Raw genomic sequence first — 15573 nt, forward strand, 5'->3', positions numbered from 1 at the left:
GCAGCCAAGCTCTGAACAGCGGGGTCATGACGGGGCCGGCGATCGGCGGCCGGTCGTACAGCGTCCGCCAATCGATCCGGCGGCATTTGATCGTTGGCCTCACCGTGGTTGCCGTCCTGGCCGGGGGGCTCGGCGGCTGGGCGGCGACGCAGCAGATCTCCGGCGCGCTGATCGCGCCCGGCCAGATCGTGGTCGAATCCAACGTGAAGAAGGTGCAGCACCCGACCGGCGGCGTGGTCGGTGAGTTGCGCGCCCGCGATGGTGATGTGGTCAAAGCCGGCGACGTCCTGGTGCGGCTGGATGACACCGTAACCAAGGCGAGCCTCGCCATCGTCACCAAGAACCTGGATGCGCTTTGGGCACGATCGGCCAGGCTGGAGGCCGAGCAGCGCGGTATCAGCCGGATCACCTTTCCGCCGCAGCTCGTCGCCCGCGCCGAAGATCCTGACGTGAGCAGCCTGATGGCGAGCGAGAGCAAGCTGTTCGAGGTGCGCGTCACCGGCCGCACCGGCCAGAAGGCGCAGTTGCGCGAGCGCATCACCCAGCTCAACGAGGAGGTCGAAGGGCTCTCCGCGCAGGTCAAGTCGAAAGACAAGGAAATCGAGCTGGTGATGAAGGAGCTCGAAGGCGTCCGCCAGCTCTATGACCAGCATCTGGTGCAGATCTCGCGCCTGACCGCGTTGGAGCGCGATGCCGCACGGCTGAACGGCGAGCGCGCGCAATACATCGCCTCGCGCGCCCAGGCCAAGGGCAAGATCACCGAGACCGAACTGCAGATCATCCAGATCGACAAGGACATGGTCAGCGAGGTCTCCAAGGATCTGCGCGAGACCAACGACAAGATCGGCGAGTTCGTGGAGCGCAAGGTGACGGCGGAGGACCAGCTGCGCCGCGTCGACATCCGCGCGCCGCAGGATGGCATGGTGCTGCAGTCGACCGTGCACACCGTCGGCGGCGTCGTCACCGCCGGCGACGCCATCATGCTGATCGTGCCGCAGAGCGACGATCTGCAGGTCGAGGCCAAGGTCAATCCGCAGGACATCGACAAGCTCCAGGTTGGGCAGAAGACGCTGCTGCGGCTGTCCGCTTTCAACCAGCGCACCACGCCGGAATTGAACGGTGTGGTCAGCCGGGTCTCGCCCGACGTCACCACCGACCAGCGCACCGGCCAGAGCTACTACACCATCCGCGTCTCGATGCCGCCGGAGGAGATCGCTCGCCTCGGCGACGTCAAGCTGATCCCGGGGATGCCGGTCGAGGCCTTCGTGCAGACCGGCGACCGCACCGTGCTCTCCTACCTGATGAAGCCGCTCAGCGATCAGCTGATGCGCGCGTTCCGGGAGAAGTAGTCAGCCTGACGGCTCGGGAGCCGGAACCGCAAATTCGGTGTCGTCCCCGCGAACGGGGGGACCCATAACCACCGATGAGCATGGTTGAAGCGAGCTGGAGCTCCAGCCTTCGCAAATTGACGGACTGTGGTTATGGGTCCCGGCTCTGCGCTCGCATTCGCTCGCTTGGCCGGGACGACAGTGAATTTATTGATCGAGCCTTCGCAACAACAGCTCCAGCGCCGTCTTCGCGAACACCTGCATGTTGGCCAGCCGATCGGGACTCGCGGTCTCCAGCGTCATGGCCGTGGTCTCGCCGCCCGCGACCGCGAAGCAGCTGTGGCCGGCAGCATCGCCATAGCGGTTGCCGGTCGGCCCGGCCGCGCCGGTCTCCGACAGGCCCCAGTCGGCTCCGAAGCGCTCGCGAATGCGTTCGGCCAGCAGCCGGGCATAGATCTTCGACGCCGAGCGAATGCCCCGCATTGCCTCGTCCGAGATGTCCATCAGGATGCGCCGCGCATCGCGCGTATAGACCACGGCGGAGCCCAGGAAATAGGCCGAGGCGCCGGGCACCGCGAGCAACGCGGCCGAGATCAGCCCGCCGGTCGAGGATTCCGCGACCGCAATGGTCTGCTTGCGCTGGACGAGACGGCCAGCCACGTGTTCCGCGAGCGCGATCAATTCCTGCATGATGATTCCCTTGATCCTGCTCGCCGCGGCTTGGTCCACCGTGTTGGGCTCACGGCTTTGCCAGCCCCTTGCTGGCCAGCCAGGTCTGGATCAGGCCTGCGACTTGGAGGTTGTTCTTGTCCATCATGATCATGTGCGAATTGCCGGAGATGCCGATCTTGGGCAAATCGACCACGTCGGCACTGCCGCCGGCGGCCTTGATCGCCTCGGCGAAAGCCACTCCGGTGGCGTGGATTTTCGGCCAGCGCGAGTCGCGATCGATATAGTCGCCATAGACGAACAGCGTCGGGATCGACTTCAGGAGATCCACTTTCGTGGGATCGCCGACCCCGGCCGGCTCAATGGCGATCAGCGCCTTGACCTTGTCGGGCCGGGCCTGTGCCACCTTGAAGCCGAAGGTGCCGGCCTGGCTGTGAAACAGCAGGATGCAGGGGCAAACGCGGTCGACCTCGGCGATATAGGCGGCAATCGTTGCGTCATCCGTCGTGGTCCAGCGCGGCACGTTCTGCTTGACGAAATTGTCGTAGCCTTCGTTCGGAAACTGGCTTCCCGGCATCAGCCTGCGCTTCGCCGGGTCGGGATCATAGGAGCCGGGGCCATCGCCGATGCGGAAGCGCTCGAACGGGTTGGCGACAGTGAGGAAAACCGGCTCGCCCTTGAAGATGTCGGGATATTGGGCCCATCCGGCGCGTCCACGCTCGACGGCATCGGAGTTGTAGACGCTCCAGCCCTTGCGCAGGAAGTAGTTGAGCCAGCCCTGCCGGCCATCGGGCGTCGTCTCATAGGTGACGCCGGTCAGCCCGCCGCCATGCCAAAGCAACAGCGGATAGGCGCCCTTTTCGGTCTCGGGCAGAAAATACTGCACGTACATCTGCTCGACTTGGTAGGTACCGTTGGGGTCGATCTTGGCCGGCACGCCGCCGGCCGTGAACGTGACCTCCTTCACCGGCTTGCCGGAAATCTCCACCAGGCGGCCGCCGACGTGAAACGAACCCATATCGCGCAGATGGATCGGTTCCTCCGCTTGCGCGGCTTCAGCACTGATCAGCGCCAAGGCCGTCAGCAGGATTGCAAGACGTGACATGTGGAAACCTGCGGTGCTGTCAGCGTGCCCGCGGACGAAGCAGAATGGCCTCGTCCGCGAGAAGGCTCATGCCGTCACTGCTTCGCGCACTTCCACGGTTCGACCACCGCTGCGGTAGACGGTCAATGCGGCGATGATGCCGAGCACGGCGGCAAACATCAGCCAGAAGCCGGGCGAGGCCTTATCGCCGGTCTTCTCGATCAGCCAGGTCGACGCGAACGGCGTGAAGGTGCCGAACAGCGCTGCGGCCAGCGCGAAGGCCAGCGAGAAGCAGGTGGTGCGCACGTGGGCCGGCACGATCTCGACCAGCGCGCCGAGCATGGTGCCGCTGTACATGCCGAAATAGAACGAGAACATCATCTCGACCGCCAGCATCTTGCCGAAAGTCGGCGCGGTCACCAGCCAGCTCAGCGCCGGATAGGCCGTCAGCAGTGACAGCGTGGCGATTGCGAGCAGCACCGGCTTGCGGCCGATTTTGTCGGACAGCGCGCCGCCCACGGGATTCCAGATGAAATTGGTGACCGCGACCAGCAGCGTGACCAGCAGCGCATCCGCGGTCGACAGCTTCAGCACGTTCTTGCCGAAGGTCGGCGTGTACACGGTGACGAAATAGAACGTCGTGGTGGTGAGGATCGCGATCATCATGCCAAGGATCACGATGCGCCAATTGGCGAGCGCCGAGGCGAACACCTCGCTCGCCGTCGGGTGCTTCTTCATGGCGAGGAAGGCCGGAGTTTCCTCCAGCGTCCGCCGCAGGAGGAAGATCAGCGGGATGATCAGGCAGCCGATGAAGAACGGGATGCGCCAGCCCCAGGCCGTCACGGTGGCGGCCGGCATGGATTCGCTCAGCAGATAACCGATGATCGAGGCGACGAAGATCGCCACCTGCTGGCTGGAGGACTGGAACGAGGTGTAGAAGCCGCGGTGGCCGGGCGTGGCGATTTCGGACAGATAGACCGAGACGCCGCCGAGCTCGACGCCGGCGGAGAAGCCCTGCAGTAGGCGGCCGAGCAGGACGATGATGGGAGCGGCGATGCCGATCGTGGCATAGGACGGGCAGAAGGCGATGACGACGGTGCCGGCCGCCATGATCGAGAGCGTGACGATCAGGCCCTGGCGCCGGCCGATCCGGTCGATATAGGCGCCGAGCACGATGGCGCCGACGGGCCGCATCAGGGCGCCGAGCCAGAACACGCCGAAGGTGTTGAGCAGCGCCGCGGTCTCATTCTCGGACGGGAAGAACGCCTTGGCGATCGCGCTCGCATAGAAGCCGAACAGGAAGAAGTCGAACTGCTCGAGGAAATTGCCGCTGGTCGCCCGCAGGATGGCACCGATGCGCGATTTGATCGTGGCCGGTTGGCTTGTTGTGGTTTGCGACACTGGATGTCTCCTCCCGTCGAATGGCCCGTGCGGAAGAAGCCTTCGCCAGCCGTGTTGATACGTCAAGGCTATTTGCCACGGCCCCGCGGCTTGGCCAACCGGAATCCAATGCGGCAGCGCAGCATAAGCGCGGCGGCGCTGTTAGGATTTGTTCTGCGCCGCCGCCTTCAGCCAAGCACGGAAAGCCCGCAGCTTCGGTGCATCGGTACGGCCTTCCGGCGAGACCAGGTAATAGCCCGCATCGACCGGCAGCGCGATCTGGAAAGGCACCACGAGGCGGCCTTTGCTGATGTCGTCCTGGACATAGGAGGTGCGGCCGATCGCGACGCCGAGGCCGTCGATCGCGGCCTGGACCGTCATGAAGATCAGGTCGAAGCTGACGCCCCGGTGCTTCGAGATCGAGACCGGCAGTCCCGCGGCAGTCAACCAGAGTCGCCAGTCGTCGTCATAGCTGCTGTGCAGCAGGGTGTGCTGGGCGAGGTCCTCGGGAGAGCGCAGCGGCCTGCCGCCTTTCAGCAGCGCGGGGCTGCAGACCGGAAACAGCTCATCTCCCATCAGCCATTCGGCGCGCACGCCCGGCCAGTGGCCCCTGCCGTAACGGATCGCCGCATCGACATCCTCCTTGGCGAAATCGACCAGGCTGCTCGAGGTGGTGATCCGGACGTCGATCTCGGGATGCGCCTCCTGGAAGGCTGAAAGCCGTGGCAACAGCCATTTCGCTGCATGAGAGGCGATCGTAGAGACGGTCAGCACCTTGCCGCCGTCCCTGCGCACCAGTCGCTCGGTCGCCAGCCGCAGGTCGTCGAAGGCGGCCCTCACCAGAGGCAGGTACTCACGGGCCTGCGGCGTGAGCGCCAGGCTGCGGTTCTGCCGCACGAACAGCCTGAGCCCGAGCTCGTCCTCCAGCCGCTTGATCTGATGGCTGATCGCCGTCTGCGTGACGTTCAACTCGGAGGCCGCCCGCGTGAAGCTCAGATGGCGCGCCGCAGCCTCAAACGCCCGCAGCCCGTTGAGCGAGGGTAAACGCGAGCTTGTTCGGACGATGCTATCCATGAGTTTATTTCATCCGAAGCGGTACAAAGTGTCGTTTGTGAACGAGCCGCGGACAGCACATTGTAGCGTTCGAAGTTAGCTGCAGGAGGCTTTGATGTCTACTTGCGTATCCCATCCAATGACAAATCATCATGGTCCGCGGGTATGGGCCGGTCTTACCGGAGTGCTGCAGATCTGGCGTGAGCGCTACCGGACCCGCCACGAGCTGGCCGCCTGGTCAGAGCGTGATCTGCATGATCTCGGCCTGTCGCGCAGCGATATCGCTGCTGAAATCGAGAAGCCGTTCTGGCGGGCTTGAGTCAGGCCGCCACGCCGGCGCCGCTCGGCTCGCGGGGGCGCCGGTCATTCTTTGCATCGGAGCGCGCCGTGTTGACATCGAAGCTCGCTGAACTTGTCGCGCCTTCCGATCTCATCCACACCCGGCGTGGCGAGGCGGTCACGTTGCGCTTTGTCGGGCCGTCCGATGCGAACGACCTGCAGGCCTATGTGCGCTCGCTGAGCTCGCGCTCGCGTCACAACCGCTTTCTCGGCGCCCTGAGCGAATTGCCGAAGGCGCTGCTCGACGACTTCGTGGCTGTCGGCAAGGATGATCGCTTCACCCTGCTTGCGACCATGGACATCGACGGCGTCGAGGTGATCGTGGGCGAGGCGCGCTATGCGTTTCATGCCGAGACCGCCAGTGTCGAGTTCGGGCTTTCGGTCCACGATCGCTGGCAAGGCCACGGCATCGGCCCGGCCCTGATGAAAAATCTGGAAGGCCGTGCCGCCGCGCTTGGCGCCACCAGCCTGTTCGGTGACACGCTGCGTTCCAACGATGTCATGATCGCAGTCGCAAAGGCCTCCGGCTTCGCTTTGCGCCAGCATCCCCATGACTGGACCCTGGTGCGGTTCGAGAAGGAGGTGGGGCGTGAGCCGCTCGCGACGACCGGCGCGAGTCTGCGGCTCGTTGCATCGGCATCGTAGGGGCGCATCATCCGGTGCTTGTGCACATCGTGCTACCGACGGTCTAGCTCCCCTTGAACACTGCCTTGCGCTTCTCGATGAAGGCCTGCACCGCTTCCTTGTGATCCATCGACGCCATCAACGGGATCAGCCGCTCGGCCTCGCGGTCGCGGGCGGTGTCGAAATCGACCGTCAGCGCTTCGTCGAGATTGTCCTTGATCGAGCGCAGCGCCAGCGCGGGGCCTTCGGCCAGCGACTTGGCGAGCGCGAACGCTTCCTCCTGCAGGCGCTCGTCCGGCACCACGCGGTTGACCAGGCCGAGCTGCGCGCATCTGTCGGCATCGACCTTCTCGCCGGTGAACATCAATTCGCGCGCACGTGCAGTGCCGACCAGTTGCGTCAACAGCCAGGCGATGCCGTAGTCGCCGCTCAGCCCGATCCGAACATAGCCGGTGGCGACGAAGGCCGATTGGGCGGCGATACGGATGTCGCAGGCCAAGGCGATCGCGAGCCCGGCGCCGGCCGCGGGGCCGGGGAGCGCGGCGATGGTCGGCTTGCGCAAGCCGTGCAGCGCGCCCGTCAGCAGGCGCTGCCGCTCCTTGAGGTCGGCGACCTTCTCCGCCTCCGACATTGCGAGCTTGCCGGGATCGCGGTGCGCGCCCATGCCCTTGACGTCGCCGCCGGCGCAGAACGCCGTGCCGGCGCCGGTGAGCAGCACCGCGCCGACATCGGGATTGTCGCCGCAGCTCCTGATCATCCGCCGCAGCGCCGGGCTCAGATTGTCCGACAGCGCATTGCGCGCCTCCGGCCGGTTGAGCGTGATGATCGCGACGCGATCGCGGATCACGCACAGCAGCTCGTTGGTGCCGGTGTCGATCGTGATGTCGGTGGTCATTTTCCTGTCCCTTGCGCTTTGTTTTTTCAGTCGGCAAGTTAGGGACGCACTCTAGCAGCCCTCAATTTCGGTCGTCATGCCCCGCGCAGGCGGGGCATCCAGTACTCCGCGGCCTCTCGGTGTACGACGACTGGCTCTGGGATACTGGATCGTCCGCTTTCGCGGACGATGACGCTCGGGTGCCGCGACCGTCACGCGCCTGACAACGAACTAAAACTTCTCCACCCAGGGCCGCAGCTCCACCTCCCAGGTCCAGGCGCTGCGCGGCTGCTGCAGCACGCTCCAATAGCTCAGCGCGATCGCATCGGGATCGAGGAAGGAGTCCGGCTTGTCCGCAGGCTCCTGCCGGGCGGCGCTCCTGATGCCGCCGTCGATCACGAAATGCGCGACATGGATACCCTGCGGCGCAAGCTCGCGCGCCATGCTCTGGGCCAGGCCGCGTAGCGCGAACTTCCCCATCGCAAACGGCGCCGATTGCGCATAGCCCTTGACGCTGGCGGAGGCGCCAGTGAACAGGATCGCGCCCTGCCGGTTCGGAAGCATCCGCTGCGCGGCCTGCTGCGCCACCAGGAAGCCGCCGAAAGCGCTGACCGTCATCGCCTGCTGCACCTCGGCCGGCACCAGGTCGACCAGCGGTCCACGCGTGCGGCCGCTGGCGTTGTAGACCACGAGGTCGGGCGTGCCGAGCTCGCGCTCGACCAGGCCGAACAGCCGCTCGACTTCCTCGTGGTTGGTGGCGTCACAGGCAAAGGCCCGCGCGCCGGTCTCGCTGCACAGCGCGCCGAGCTTCTCGACCTTGCGCGCCGCCAGCGCGACGCGGATCTTCTCGCGGGCGAACAGCCGCGCCAGCGAGGCGCTGAGGCCCTCGCCGGCGCCGACGATCAGCGCGGTCTTGTAGGTCGGACTTTCCATGGGTTCTCTCCAATGCAGGGCGCTATGCATCTAGGGTTGGCGGCGGCAAGTTCCTATGGCGTCCGCCCCACATTCGCGCGAGAACGGAGAGCGGAGCGCCAAGTTAGAAAAACATATCCGGCTTCGGGACGGAAACGATCAGGGAATTTCGAGATGCATCAGTTCTTGAAGCGCGACGACGTCATGACCGGCGGGGCGCGGCCGGGCCTGCTGGCGCCGGATACCACGGGCATGAACTTCTACCGCGCCGATCCGGCCTTGACCGATCTCTTGCGCATCCATCTGCCCGAGCGGCTGTTCCTGCATATCGAGCCCCATCTGGACCGGCTGGGCGAGCTTGCCGGCGGCTACCTGGACGAATGCGCGCGGCTGGCCGACCGTCATCCGCCGGTGCTGCATCAGCGCGACCGTTTCGGCCGCGACGCGCAGTGGATCGAATATCACCCTGCCTATCGCGAACTCGAGCGCGCCGCCTTCGGCGAGTTCGGCATCCACGCGATGTCGGTCCGCAAGGGCATTCTCGGCTGGCCGGACAAATACCCGGTCGTCGCCAAGCATGCCTTCACCTTCCTGTTCAACCAGGCCGAGTTCGGCCTCGGCTGCCCGATCAACGTCACCGACGGCTGCGCCAAGCTGCTGGCGACGTTCGGCAGCCGGGAGCTCCAGGATAGATATCTCAGCGGCCTGACCCAGACTGACATGGCGAAGCTGACCCAGGGCGGCCAGTTCATGACCGAGAAGGAAGGCGGCTCCGACGTCGGCACCTTGACGACGGTAGCTGTGCAGGAAGGCGAGCACTGGCGCCTGACTGGCGAGAAATGGTTCTGCTCCAATGCCGACGCCAAGGTGGTGATGCTCCTGGCGCGGCCGCAAGGCGCCGAAACCGGCACGCGCGGTGTCGGCCTGTTCCTGATGCCGCGCTTCCTCGACGACGGCTCTCAGAATCATTATCGGATCGTCCGTCTGAAGGACAAGCTCGGCACCCGCTCGATGGCCTCGGGCGAGATCAAGCTGGAAGGCGCGATTGCGTATGCGGTCGGCCGGCTCGATCGCGGCTTCGTTCAGATGGCCGAGATGGTCAACTCGTCGCGGCTCTCCAACGGGGTGAAGTCGACCGCACTGATGCGCCGCGCGTATCACGATGCAATGACGGTCGCGACCAACCGCGTCGTGTTTGGCCATCGCATCATCGACCTGCCGCTCGGGCGCCGGCAATTGCTCAAGATCATGCTGGCGACCGAACAGGCGCTATCGATGAGCTTCCTGACCGCTGACGCGCTCGACCGCGCCGAGACCGGCAGCCAGGATGCCGCCGCGCTGCTGCGCATTCTCACGCCCACGCTGAAATTCCGTGCCACCCGCGACGCCCGCAAGGTCTGCGGCGATGCTTTGGAGATGCGCGGCGGCGTTGGTTATGTCGAGGAGTTCGCCACCGCGCGCCTGCTGCGCGACGCACATCTCGGCTCGATCTGGGAGGGCACCGGCAACATCGTCGCGATCGATGCGCTCAAGCGCGCGATAGGGCGCCATGGCGCGGAATCTGCGCTGGCCGCTGATCTGCACGCGCGGCTCGATGACAGTGCACGAGTGCCGCAGGCGTGGCGTGATCGTCTGCGCGGGCTGGTCGATCGCGCCGTCGGTTTTGCGCGGATAGTCGCGGCCGACGCCGACAACGAAGCCGAGGCACGCCGCGCCACCAGCCTGCTCTATCACGTCGCCAGCGCCGTTGCGCTCGCCTGGGAAGCCGCGCGCATCGACGAGCTGCGCGGCGACGCGCGCCGGCTTTTGCTGTCGAAGCTCGTCGTCGCGCATCGGCTAACGCCGGCCGACCCGTTCCGGCTCGCGGGAAATAAGCACGATGATGCGATCGCAACGTTGCTGCTCAGCGACCGCGCCGTCAGCATGGCGGAGGTTGGCGAACTGTTGTCAGCCGCGTAGGCTCATCGCAACGACAAAGCGACAGGGAGGTTACGATGAAGGCTGCCGTGCTGATGGAGGTCAACCAGCCGCTGGTGATCGAGGATGTCAGTGTGCCGAAGCCAGGGCCGCGCGAGGTGCTGATCCGCACCGCGGTGGCCGGCCTCTGCCATTCCGACCTGCATTTCATGGAAGGGCTCTACCCGCATCCGCTGCCGGCGGTGCTCGGCCATGAATCCGCTGGGATCGTCGAGCAAGTCGGCTCCGACGTCACCTATGTGAAGCCGGGCGATCACGTCGTCACCTGCCTCTCGGTGTTCTGCGGCACCTGCGACAACTGCACCACCGGCCGGCCGGTGCTTTGCACCGATACGACCGTGAAGATGCCGCCGGGTGCCTCCAATCGTCTGTCATGGGCACGGTCGGAGAAGCTGCACCAGTTCCTCAATCTCTCGTCTTTCGCCGAGCAGATGCTGGTGCACGAGAATGCGATCGTGAAGATCCGCAACGACATGCCGCTCGATCTCGCGGCGCTGATCGGCTGCGGCGTCATCACCGGCTACGGCGCGGTGGTCAACACGGCGAGGGTGCAGGCCGGCGAGGCGGTCGCGGTGATCGGTTGTGGCGGCGTCGGCATGGCTGCGATCAACGGCGCGGAGATCGCGGGCGCCGGCCGCATCATCGCCATCGACACCAATCCGGCCAAGCTGCAGCTTGCGACGAAACTCGGTGCTACGGACATCATCAATCCTGCGGATGGCGATGTCGTGCAGCAGGTGCGCGAGCTGACAAAGGGTGGCGTGCATCACGCCTTCGAGGTGCTGGGACGCAAGGAGACCGCCGAGCAGGCCTTCGCGATGCTGGCGCCCGGCGGCACCGCGACCATCGTCGGCATGATTCCGTTTGGGCAGAAGATCGAGTTGCACGGCTTCGACTTCCTGCGCGAGCGCCGTATCCAGGGCTCGTCGATGGGCTCGAACCATTTCCGGGTCGACATGCCCCGTCTGGTCGAGTTCTACCTCCGCGGCAAGCTGCATCTGGAGGACTGGATCTCGGCCAAGCTGAAGCTGTCGGAGATCAACGAGGGCTTCGCCAATATGAAGGCCGGCAAGACGCTGCGCAGCGTGGTGGTGTTCGATGCGTAGCTAGCTGTCGTTCCGGGGAGGCACAGACGGCGAACACGTCGGACTGTTAGTCAAGGTCGTCCCGGCTCCGCTGGGACGACAGATGAGCAAGCCGCTCAATCATCGAACATCGGTGGCGGGGCGAAGCCGCCGAATTCGCGCTCGATCAGTTCGGCGAGCTTGAGCGGGGTGCGGTCCTCGAGAAAGGGTCCCACGATCTGCACGCCGACTGGCAGGCCATCGGCCAGGCCGAGCGGGATCGCTGTGGCCGGCAGGCCGGGCAGGGTGGCGATGCCGGGCCAGGCGAGCTGATCGGTATAGACGTGATCGACGCCGTCGATCTGGATGCGGCGCTGCTCCTGGTCGGGCGCGTGGTCGTGCGGGAAGGCCGGTATTGGCATGATCGGGCAGATCACGGCATCGAAGCTTTCGAACAGGCGATGCCATTGCATCTTGAGCCGCGCGCGGGCGCCGTCGGCCATCAGCCAGTCGCGATGGCTGAGGGCAATGCCGCGCAGGCGTTCGGCAGCGAGGCTGATGTCGTCAGCAGCAAGCTTTGCCGCGGCGTCCTTCGCGCCGGCATAGGCGTCGGCAGGCATGCCGAGGCTCAGGGCGGACAGCAGCATCCGCATATAGACCCGGCTGGACGCGGCGAAGTCCGGCAGCACCGGGCTCTCGCGCACCACCGCGACACCGGCCTTGGTGAGGTTGGTCGCAAGTTGCTCGATCCCTCCGCGCACGGCCTTGTCGGTCGGCATCAACGGATCGGTTGCGATCAGCAGCACGCGGAAATCCTGCAGCCTAGTGTGGCGCGGTGCCGGCAGGTCCAGCCGATAGCCCTTGCCGGCATCGAGTGGGTCGGGGCCGGCCATGACGTCGAGCAACAGCGAAAGATCGGGCACTGATCGCGCCATCGGTCCGATCACGCTGAGATCGCGCTGCATCGGGATGGCCGGAAGCGCTGGTGGCAGATGCCCACGCGTCGCAACGAGACCATAGCTCGGCTTATGTGCAGTGACGCCGCAATGGAAGGCCGGCACGCGGAGCGAGCCGCCGATATCCGTGCCGAGTGACAGCGGACCGTATCCTGCGGCCAGCGCGGCAGACGAGCCGCCGGAGGAGCCGCCCGGCGTCCGGCCGAGGTCAAACGGATTGTTGGTGGTGCCGTAGATCTCGTTGTAGCTCTGCCAGTCGCCGAGCGCGATCGGCACGTTGGTCTTGCCGAGGATCACGCCACCCGCATCCTTCACCCGCGTGATCGCCAGCGCGTCCTCCGCTGGCTTGAAATCCTTGTGCTGCGGAAAACCCCAGGTGGTCGGCGTGCCCGCGACGTTGAAGGATTCCTTCACCGTCAGGGGAACGCCGAGCAGCGGCCTGGTTTCGCCGCGGGCCAGCGCTGCATCAGCGGCACGGGCCGCCTCAAGCGCCCGGTCGAAATCGCGGACACAGATCGCGTTGATTTTGTCGTCATGGCGCGCGATGCGGTCGATGGCATCCTGCGCCAGCTCGACCGCCGAGACCTGTCTGGCCGCGAGCGCTTTCGCGGTGTCGACGGCGGTAGCAAAACTCCATCGCGATTTGGCCAAGGCGCGCTCCCCATTTGGATCTACTGGGGCGCCTTTTAGCCGAAGCGAATGGCGATCGTTTGACTTTAATTGCTGGAGACTAAACGCTCGGCTCGCCCGGCAGCATGCGCTGCATGATGCGGTCGCGATAGACGTAGATGTGGACCAGCGCCGCGCCGACATGGATCACGATCAGTGCCAGCAGCAGCCATTCGGCGGCCTGGTGCAGCCCGTCGATGGTCCGGCCCGCTGCCGCATTGTCGGAGGCCAGCATCGGGAATGGAAACAGGTAGAAGAATGTCAGCGTCCAGCCGCGAAACGAGGCGAACAGCCAGCCGGTCAGCGTGGTCGCGAGCACCGCGACATAGAGCATCCAGTGCACGGCTTCGGAGCTCAGCCGCTGCCAGGCCGGCAGCGTGCTTTCCGGCGCCACCGGGTGGGTGAGCCGCCAGATGAAGCGCAGCACGATCACGATCAGGAGCGTGAGGCCGAACGAGACGTGTAGCGTCATCGGCACGCCCGGCTGCATGCCGCGATGAATGTCCGGCATCAGCCAGCCGATCGGATACTGGACAGCGAGCAGCAACACGACGAGCCAGTGAAAGACCTTGGCGGGTGTGCCGTAATGCAATTGACGCGTCATGGCCGAGATCCTTGCTTGGTGCCGTTACGGCTGGAATGTCCGCATCGACGCATGCGCCATCGGATTGATGCCCCCGGTCGGTGTGCGTTCGCTGGAGGATGGATTGCCGCCGGGCACCGGGAAAGCATAGCCGATGATGCTCTTGACCACCCAGCGATCGGAGGACGGCGTCAGTCCATAGCCGACACCGAAATTGACGTCGAAGACCCCGACCTTGAAATCGGTGACCGCGAACAGCGTATGCTGCTGTTCCTGCAGCGGTGAGAAGGAGCCGATCTTGCCGAAATCGGCATAATATTCGAAGCCGGCAAACAGATCCTGGCCGAACTTGCGAACCAGCCGGACCGCCGGGGCAAAATCCGCCTCGCCGTACTTGCCAAAGCCGACATCGACGATCGGGTTGACGATGAACTCATAATCGGCGTTGCGCCAGCCGATGATGGGACGGATTTCCAACGCCCAACGCGTTTGCGAGAAGGCGGGCGCATCGTTGGAGAGCTCGAAATTCATGCCATAGAAGAAGGTCTTCTGGTCGGCGTGTGGTGTCACGAACAGGGTGCGGATCTTGAAGTAGTCCGAGTAGAACTTGTTGTCCTGCACCGAGAACGGCAGATAGAGGCCGAGCTCGAACCAATCGGTGATGCCGTAGGCGAATTCCGGCGTGCCGTTCAGGCTATGATTGGAGACCAGGCCGCCAGGAAACGGCGCGTCCTTGACGCCGAGCGGGATGTAATTCAGGTGCTGCTGGATCGTGAACTGTCCAGGCGCTGCGATGCCGGCGTTGTAGACCTGGATCTCGTCGGTGGCGCGGGCGGGGGCGGCGAGTGCCAGCGACAGTGCCGCCAGGCCGACCGAGATCGAGGCGCGACCATGTGTCGAACCGAAAAAGCCTATCATGATAGCCCCACTTAAGCTGCGCCGATGAGAATGCCCACGCCGAGCACGATGATGCCGCCCAGCACGATCTGGAACACCGCCTGCAGGAACGGCGTATCCATGTAGCGGGCGCGGATATAGGCGATCGCCCACAATTCGAAGAACACGACGAGGCTCGCGATCGCGGTTGCGATCCAGAACGCGTTCGGCAGCGAGTCCGGGACCAGATAGGGCAGCGAATGCCCGAGGCCGCCCAGTGCCGTCATGGCGCCGCAGACTGCGCCGCGCAGCCAGGGCGAGCCGCGGCCGGTCAGCGAGCCGTCATCGGACAGTGCCTCGGCAAAGCCCATGCTGATGCCGGCGCCGATCGAAGCGGCAAGCCCGACCAGGAATGTCTGCCAGTTCTGATGGGTCGCGAAAGCGGCTGCGAACAGCGGCGCGAGGGTGGAGACCGAGCCGTCCATCAACCCGGCGAGACCGGGCTGGACATATTGCAGCACGAAGATGCGGCGCCGCGTCTCGTCTTCCTTTTCCCGCACGCCCTCGGTCAGGATCTTGTCGGTCAGTTGCGCCGCGACCTTCTCGTGGCCCTTTTCGGCCTCGGCGAGATCGCCGAGCAGGCGACGCACGCCGACATCCTTGGCCTGTTCGGCGGCCTTGGCGTAGAAGCGCTCGGCCTCGAACTCCATGGTGCCGACCTCCTTGCGGATGGTCTCGAGCGGCAGGTTCTTGGTCAGCCAGATCGGGCGGCGGCGCAGAAAGCCTTTGACGTTCTCGCGACGGATCGGCGGCAGGTTGGGGCCGAAGCGCTGCTCATACATTTCGAGCAGCATGTGCCGATGACCCTTCTCCTCCTCGGCCATCTCCTCGAAAATCTTTGCCGAGTCCGGGTAGCGCTCCGCCAGATCTTCGGCGAAGGTCATATAGATCCGACCGTCTTCCTCTTCCGCCGAGATCGCGATCGCCAGGATCTCGCGCTCGGTCAGATCGGCAAAATTCTTCATTCCAAGAGTCCCCGGATTGGCTCTCCAGCCAACGTTTTTTGATTTAGAACGTTTCTAAAGTCTATATGGATTTGCCGTGACCCGGTCAAATTGCTGCCGCTCTGCTTCCGCGAAACATTTGCAGGCGTTGCGCGGCGGCCACGGAACCTGTTTGGGCGGT

At 65.0% G+C, this 15573-nt stretch carries 15 protein-coding genes; 5 read left to right on the top strand and 10 right to left on the bottom strand.

What is annotated here, in order from left to right:
• Positions 1–26: 26 nt before the first annotated feature.
• Complete coding sequence (locus ACQR1W_RS06065) at positions 27–1349, top strand: HlyD family type I secretion periplasmic adaptor subunit (RefSeq protein ID WP_434850439.1); 1323 nt, start codon at positions 27–29, stop codon at positions 1347–1349.
• Between the two features lie 186 nt (positions 1350–1535).
• On the opposite strand, the gene ACQR1W_RS06070 is transcribed toward ACQR1W_RS06065, so the two are convergent.
• The 4 genes from ACQR1W_RS06070 to ACQR1W_RS06085 all read right to left on the bottom strand — a co-directional run bounded on the left by ACQR1W_RS06070 (position 1536) and on the right by ACQR1W_RS06085 (position 5535).
• Entirely contained in the window at positions 1536–2018 is a 483-nt protein-coding gene (locus ACQR1W_RS06070; protein ID WP_434850440.1) for a CinA family protein, read from the bottom strand.
• A 49-nt stretch (positions 2019–2067) separates the two neighbouring features.
• Complete coding sequence (locus ACQR1W_RS06075) at positions 2068–3102, bottom strand: esterase (protein WP_434849948.1); 1035 nt, start codon at positions 3100–3102, stop codon at positions 2068–2070.
• A 66-nt stretch (positions 3103–3168) separates the two neighbouring features.
• Positions 3169–4482, bottom strand: a complete 1314-nt coding sequence (locus ACQR1W_RS06080; protein WP_008973529.1) for an MFS transporter — start codon at positions 4480–4482, stop codon at positions 3169–3171.
• A 141-nt stretch (positions 4483–4623) separates the two neighbouring features.
• The gene (locus ACQR1W_RS06085; RefSeq protein ID WP_434849949.1) at positions 4624–5535 is read right to left on the bottom strand and encodes a transcriptional regulator GcvA; all 912 of its coding nucleotides are present in this window, start codon (positions 5533–5535) and stop codon (positions 4624–4626) included.
• Between the two features lie 118 nt (positions 5536–5653).
• Between ACQR1W_RS06085 and ACQR1W_RS06090 the strand changes: the two genes are divergently transcribed.
• On the top strand, positions 5654–5833 hold the full coding sequence (locus tag ACQR1W_RS06090) for a DUF1127 domain-containing protein (RefSeq protein ID WP_434849950.1): 180 nt from the start codon (positions 5654–5656) through the stop codon (positions 5831–5833).
• A gap of 68 nt (positions 5834–5901) precedes the next feature.
• Positions 5902–6498, top strand: a complete 597-nt coding sequence (locus ACQR1W_RS06095; protein ID WP_434849951.1) for a GNAT family N-acetyltransferase — start codon at positions 5902–5904, stop codon at positions 6496–6498.
• 43 nt (positions 6499–6541) lie between these two features.
• Here ACQR1W_RS06095 and ACQR1W_RS06100 read toward each other — a convergent pair whose 3' ends face one another.
• The gene (locus ACQR1W_RS06100; RefSeq protein WP_434849952.1) at positions 6542–7372 is read right to left on the bottom strand and encodes an enoyl-CoA hydratase; all 831 of its coding nucleotides are present in this window, start codon (positions 7370–7372) and stop codon (positions 6542–6544) included.
• Between the two features lie 210 nt (positions 7373–7582).
• Positions 7583–8284, bottom strand: coding sequence for an SDR family NAD(P)-dependent oxidoreductase (locus ACQR1W_RS06105; RefSeq protein ID WP_434849953.1), 702 nt, complete (start codon positions 8282–8284; stop codon positions 7583–7585).
• Between the two features lie 153 nt (positions 8285–8437).
• On the opposite strand from ACQR1W_RS06105, the gene ACQR1W_RS06110 reads away from it, so the two are divergent.
• Together ACQR1W_RS06110 and ACQR1W_RS06115 are read left to right on the top strand one after the other, a co-directional pair.
• Positions 8438–10222 (top strand): acyl-CoA dehydrogenase family protein, encoded by a 1785-nt coding sequence (locus ACQR1W_RS06110; RefSeq protein WP_434849954.1) that lies wholly within the window; start codon positions 8438–8440, stop codon positions 10220–10222.
• Positions 10223–10257: 35 nt separating this feature from the next.
• Entirely contained in the window at positions 10258–11346 is a 1089-nt protein-coding gene (locus ACQR1W_RS06115; RefSeq protein WP_434849955.1) for a Zn-dependent alcohol dehydrogenase, read from the top strand.
• A 95-nt stretch (positions 11347–11441) separates the two neighbouring features.
• Here ACQR1W_RS06115 and ACQR1W_RS06120 read toward each other — a convergent pair whose 3' ends face one another.
• The 4 genes from ACQR1W_RS06120 to mbfA all read right to left on the bottom strand — a co-directional run bounded on the left by ACQR1W_RS06120 (position 11442) and on the right by mbfA (position 15413).
• Positions 11442–12911 (bottom strand): amidase, encoded by a 1470-nt coding sequence (locus tag ACQR1W_RS06120; protein ID WP_434849956.1) that lies wholly within the window; start codon positions 12909–12911, stop codon positions 11442–11444.
• A 79-nt stretch (positions 12912–12990) separates the two neighbouring features.
• The gene (locus ACQR1W_RS06125) at positions 12991–13533 is read right to left on the bottom strand and encodes a cytochrome b (protein WP_434849957.1); all 543 of its coding nucleotides are present in this window, start codon (positions 13531–13533) and stop codon (positions 12991–12993) included.
• A 24-nt stretch (positions 13534–13557) separates the two neighbouring features.
• Positions 13558–14430 carry a hypothetical protein gene (locus ACQR1W_RS06130; RefSeq protein WP_434849958.1) on the bottom strand — a complete coding sequence of 291 codons (873 nt, stop codon included), beginning with the start codon at positions 14428–14430 and terminating at the stop codon, positions 13558–13560.
• Positions 14431–14441: 11 nt separating this feature from the next.
• Positions 14442–15413: an iron exporter MbfA gene (mbfA, locus tag ACQR1W_RS06135; protein WP_008974041.1), complete on the bottom strand. Its 972-nt coding sequence runs from the start codon at positions 15411–15413 to the stop codon at positions 14442–14444.
• Positions 15414–15573 lie beyond the last annotated feature (160 nt).

This window comes from Bradyrhizobium sp. HKCCYLS1011 (assembly GCF_051167795.1).
GTDB lineage: Bacteria > Pseudomonadota > Alphaproteobacteria > Rhizobiales > Xanthobacteraceae > Bradyrhizobium.

Coding starts and splice junctions, on each gene's coding strand:
- ACQR1W_RS06065 (WP_434850439.1), top strand. CDS start 27: ATGACGGGGCCGGCGATCGGCGGCCGGTCGTACAGCGTCCGCCAATCG.
- ACQR1W_RS06070 (WP_434850440.1), bottom strand. CDS start 2,018: ATGCAGGAATTGATCGCGCTCGCGGAACACGTGGCTGGCCGTCTCGTC.
- ACQR1W_RS06075 (WP_434849948.1), bottom strand. CDS start 3,102: ATGTCACGTCTTGCAATCCTGCTGACGGCCTTGGCGCTGATCAGTGCT.
- ACQR1W_RS06085 (WP_434849949.1), bottom strand. CDS start 5,535: ATGGATAGCATCGTCCGAACAAGCTCGCGTTTACCCTCGCTCAACGGG.
- ACQR1W_RS06090 (WP_434849950.1), top strand. CDS start 5,654: ATGACAAATCATCATGGTCCGCGGGTATGGGCCGGTCTTACCGGAGTG.
- ACQR1W_RS06100 (WP_434849952.1), bottom strand. CDS start 7,372: ATGACCACCGACATCACGATCGACACCGGCACCAACGAGCTGCTGTGC.
- ACQR1W_RS06105 (WP_434849953.1), bottom strand. CDS start 8,284: ATGGAAAGTCCGACCTACAAGACCGCGCTGATCGTCGGCGCCGGCGAG.
- ACQR1W_RS06110 (WP_434849954.1), top strand. CDS start 8,438: ATGCATCAGTTCTTGAAGCGCGACGACGTCATGACCGGCGGGGCGCGG.
- ACQR1W_RS06115 (WP_434849955.1), top strand. CDS start 10,258: ATGAAGGCTGCCGTGCTGATGGAGGTCAACCAGCCGCTGGTGATCGAG.
- ACQR1W_RS06125 (WP_434849957.1), bottom strand. CDS start 13,533: ATGACGCGTCAATTGCATTACGGCACACCCGCCAAGGTCTTTCACTGG.
- ACQR1W_RS06130 (WP_434849958.1), bottom strand. CDS start 14,430: ATGATAGGCTTTTTCGGTTCGACACATGGTCGCGCCTCGATCTCGGTC.
- mbfA (WP_008974041.1), bottom strand. CDS start 15,413: ATGAAGAATTTTGCCGATCTGACCGAGCGCGAGATCCTGGCGATCGCG.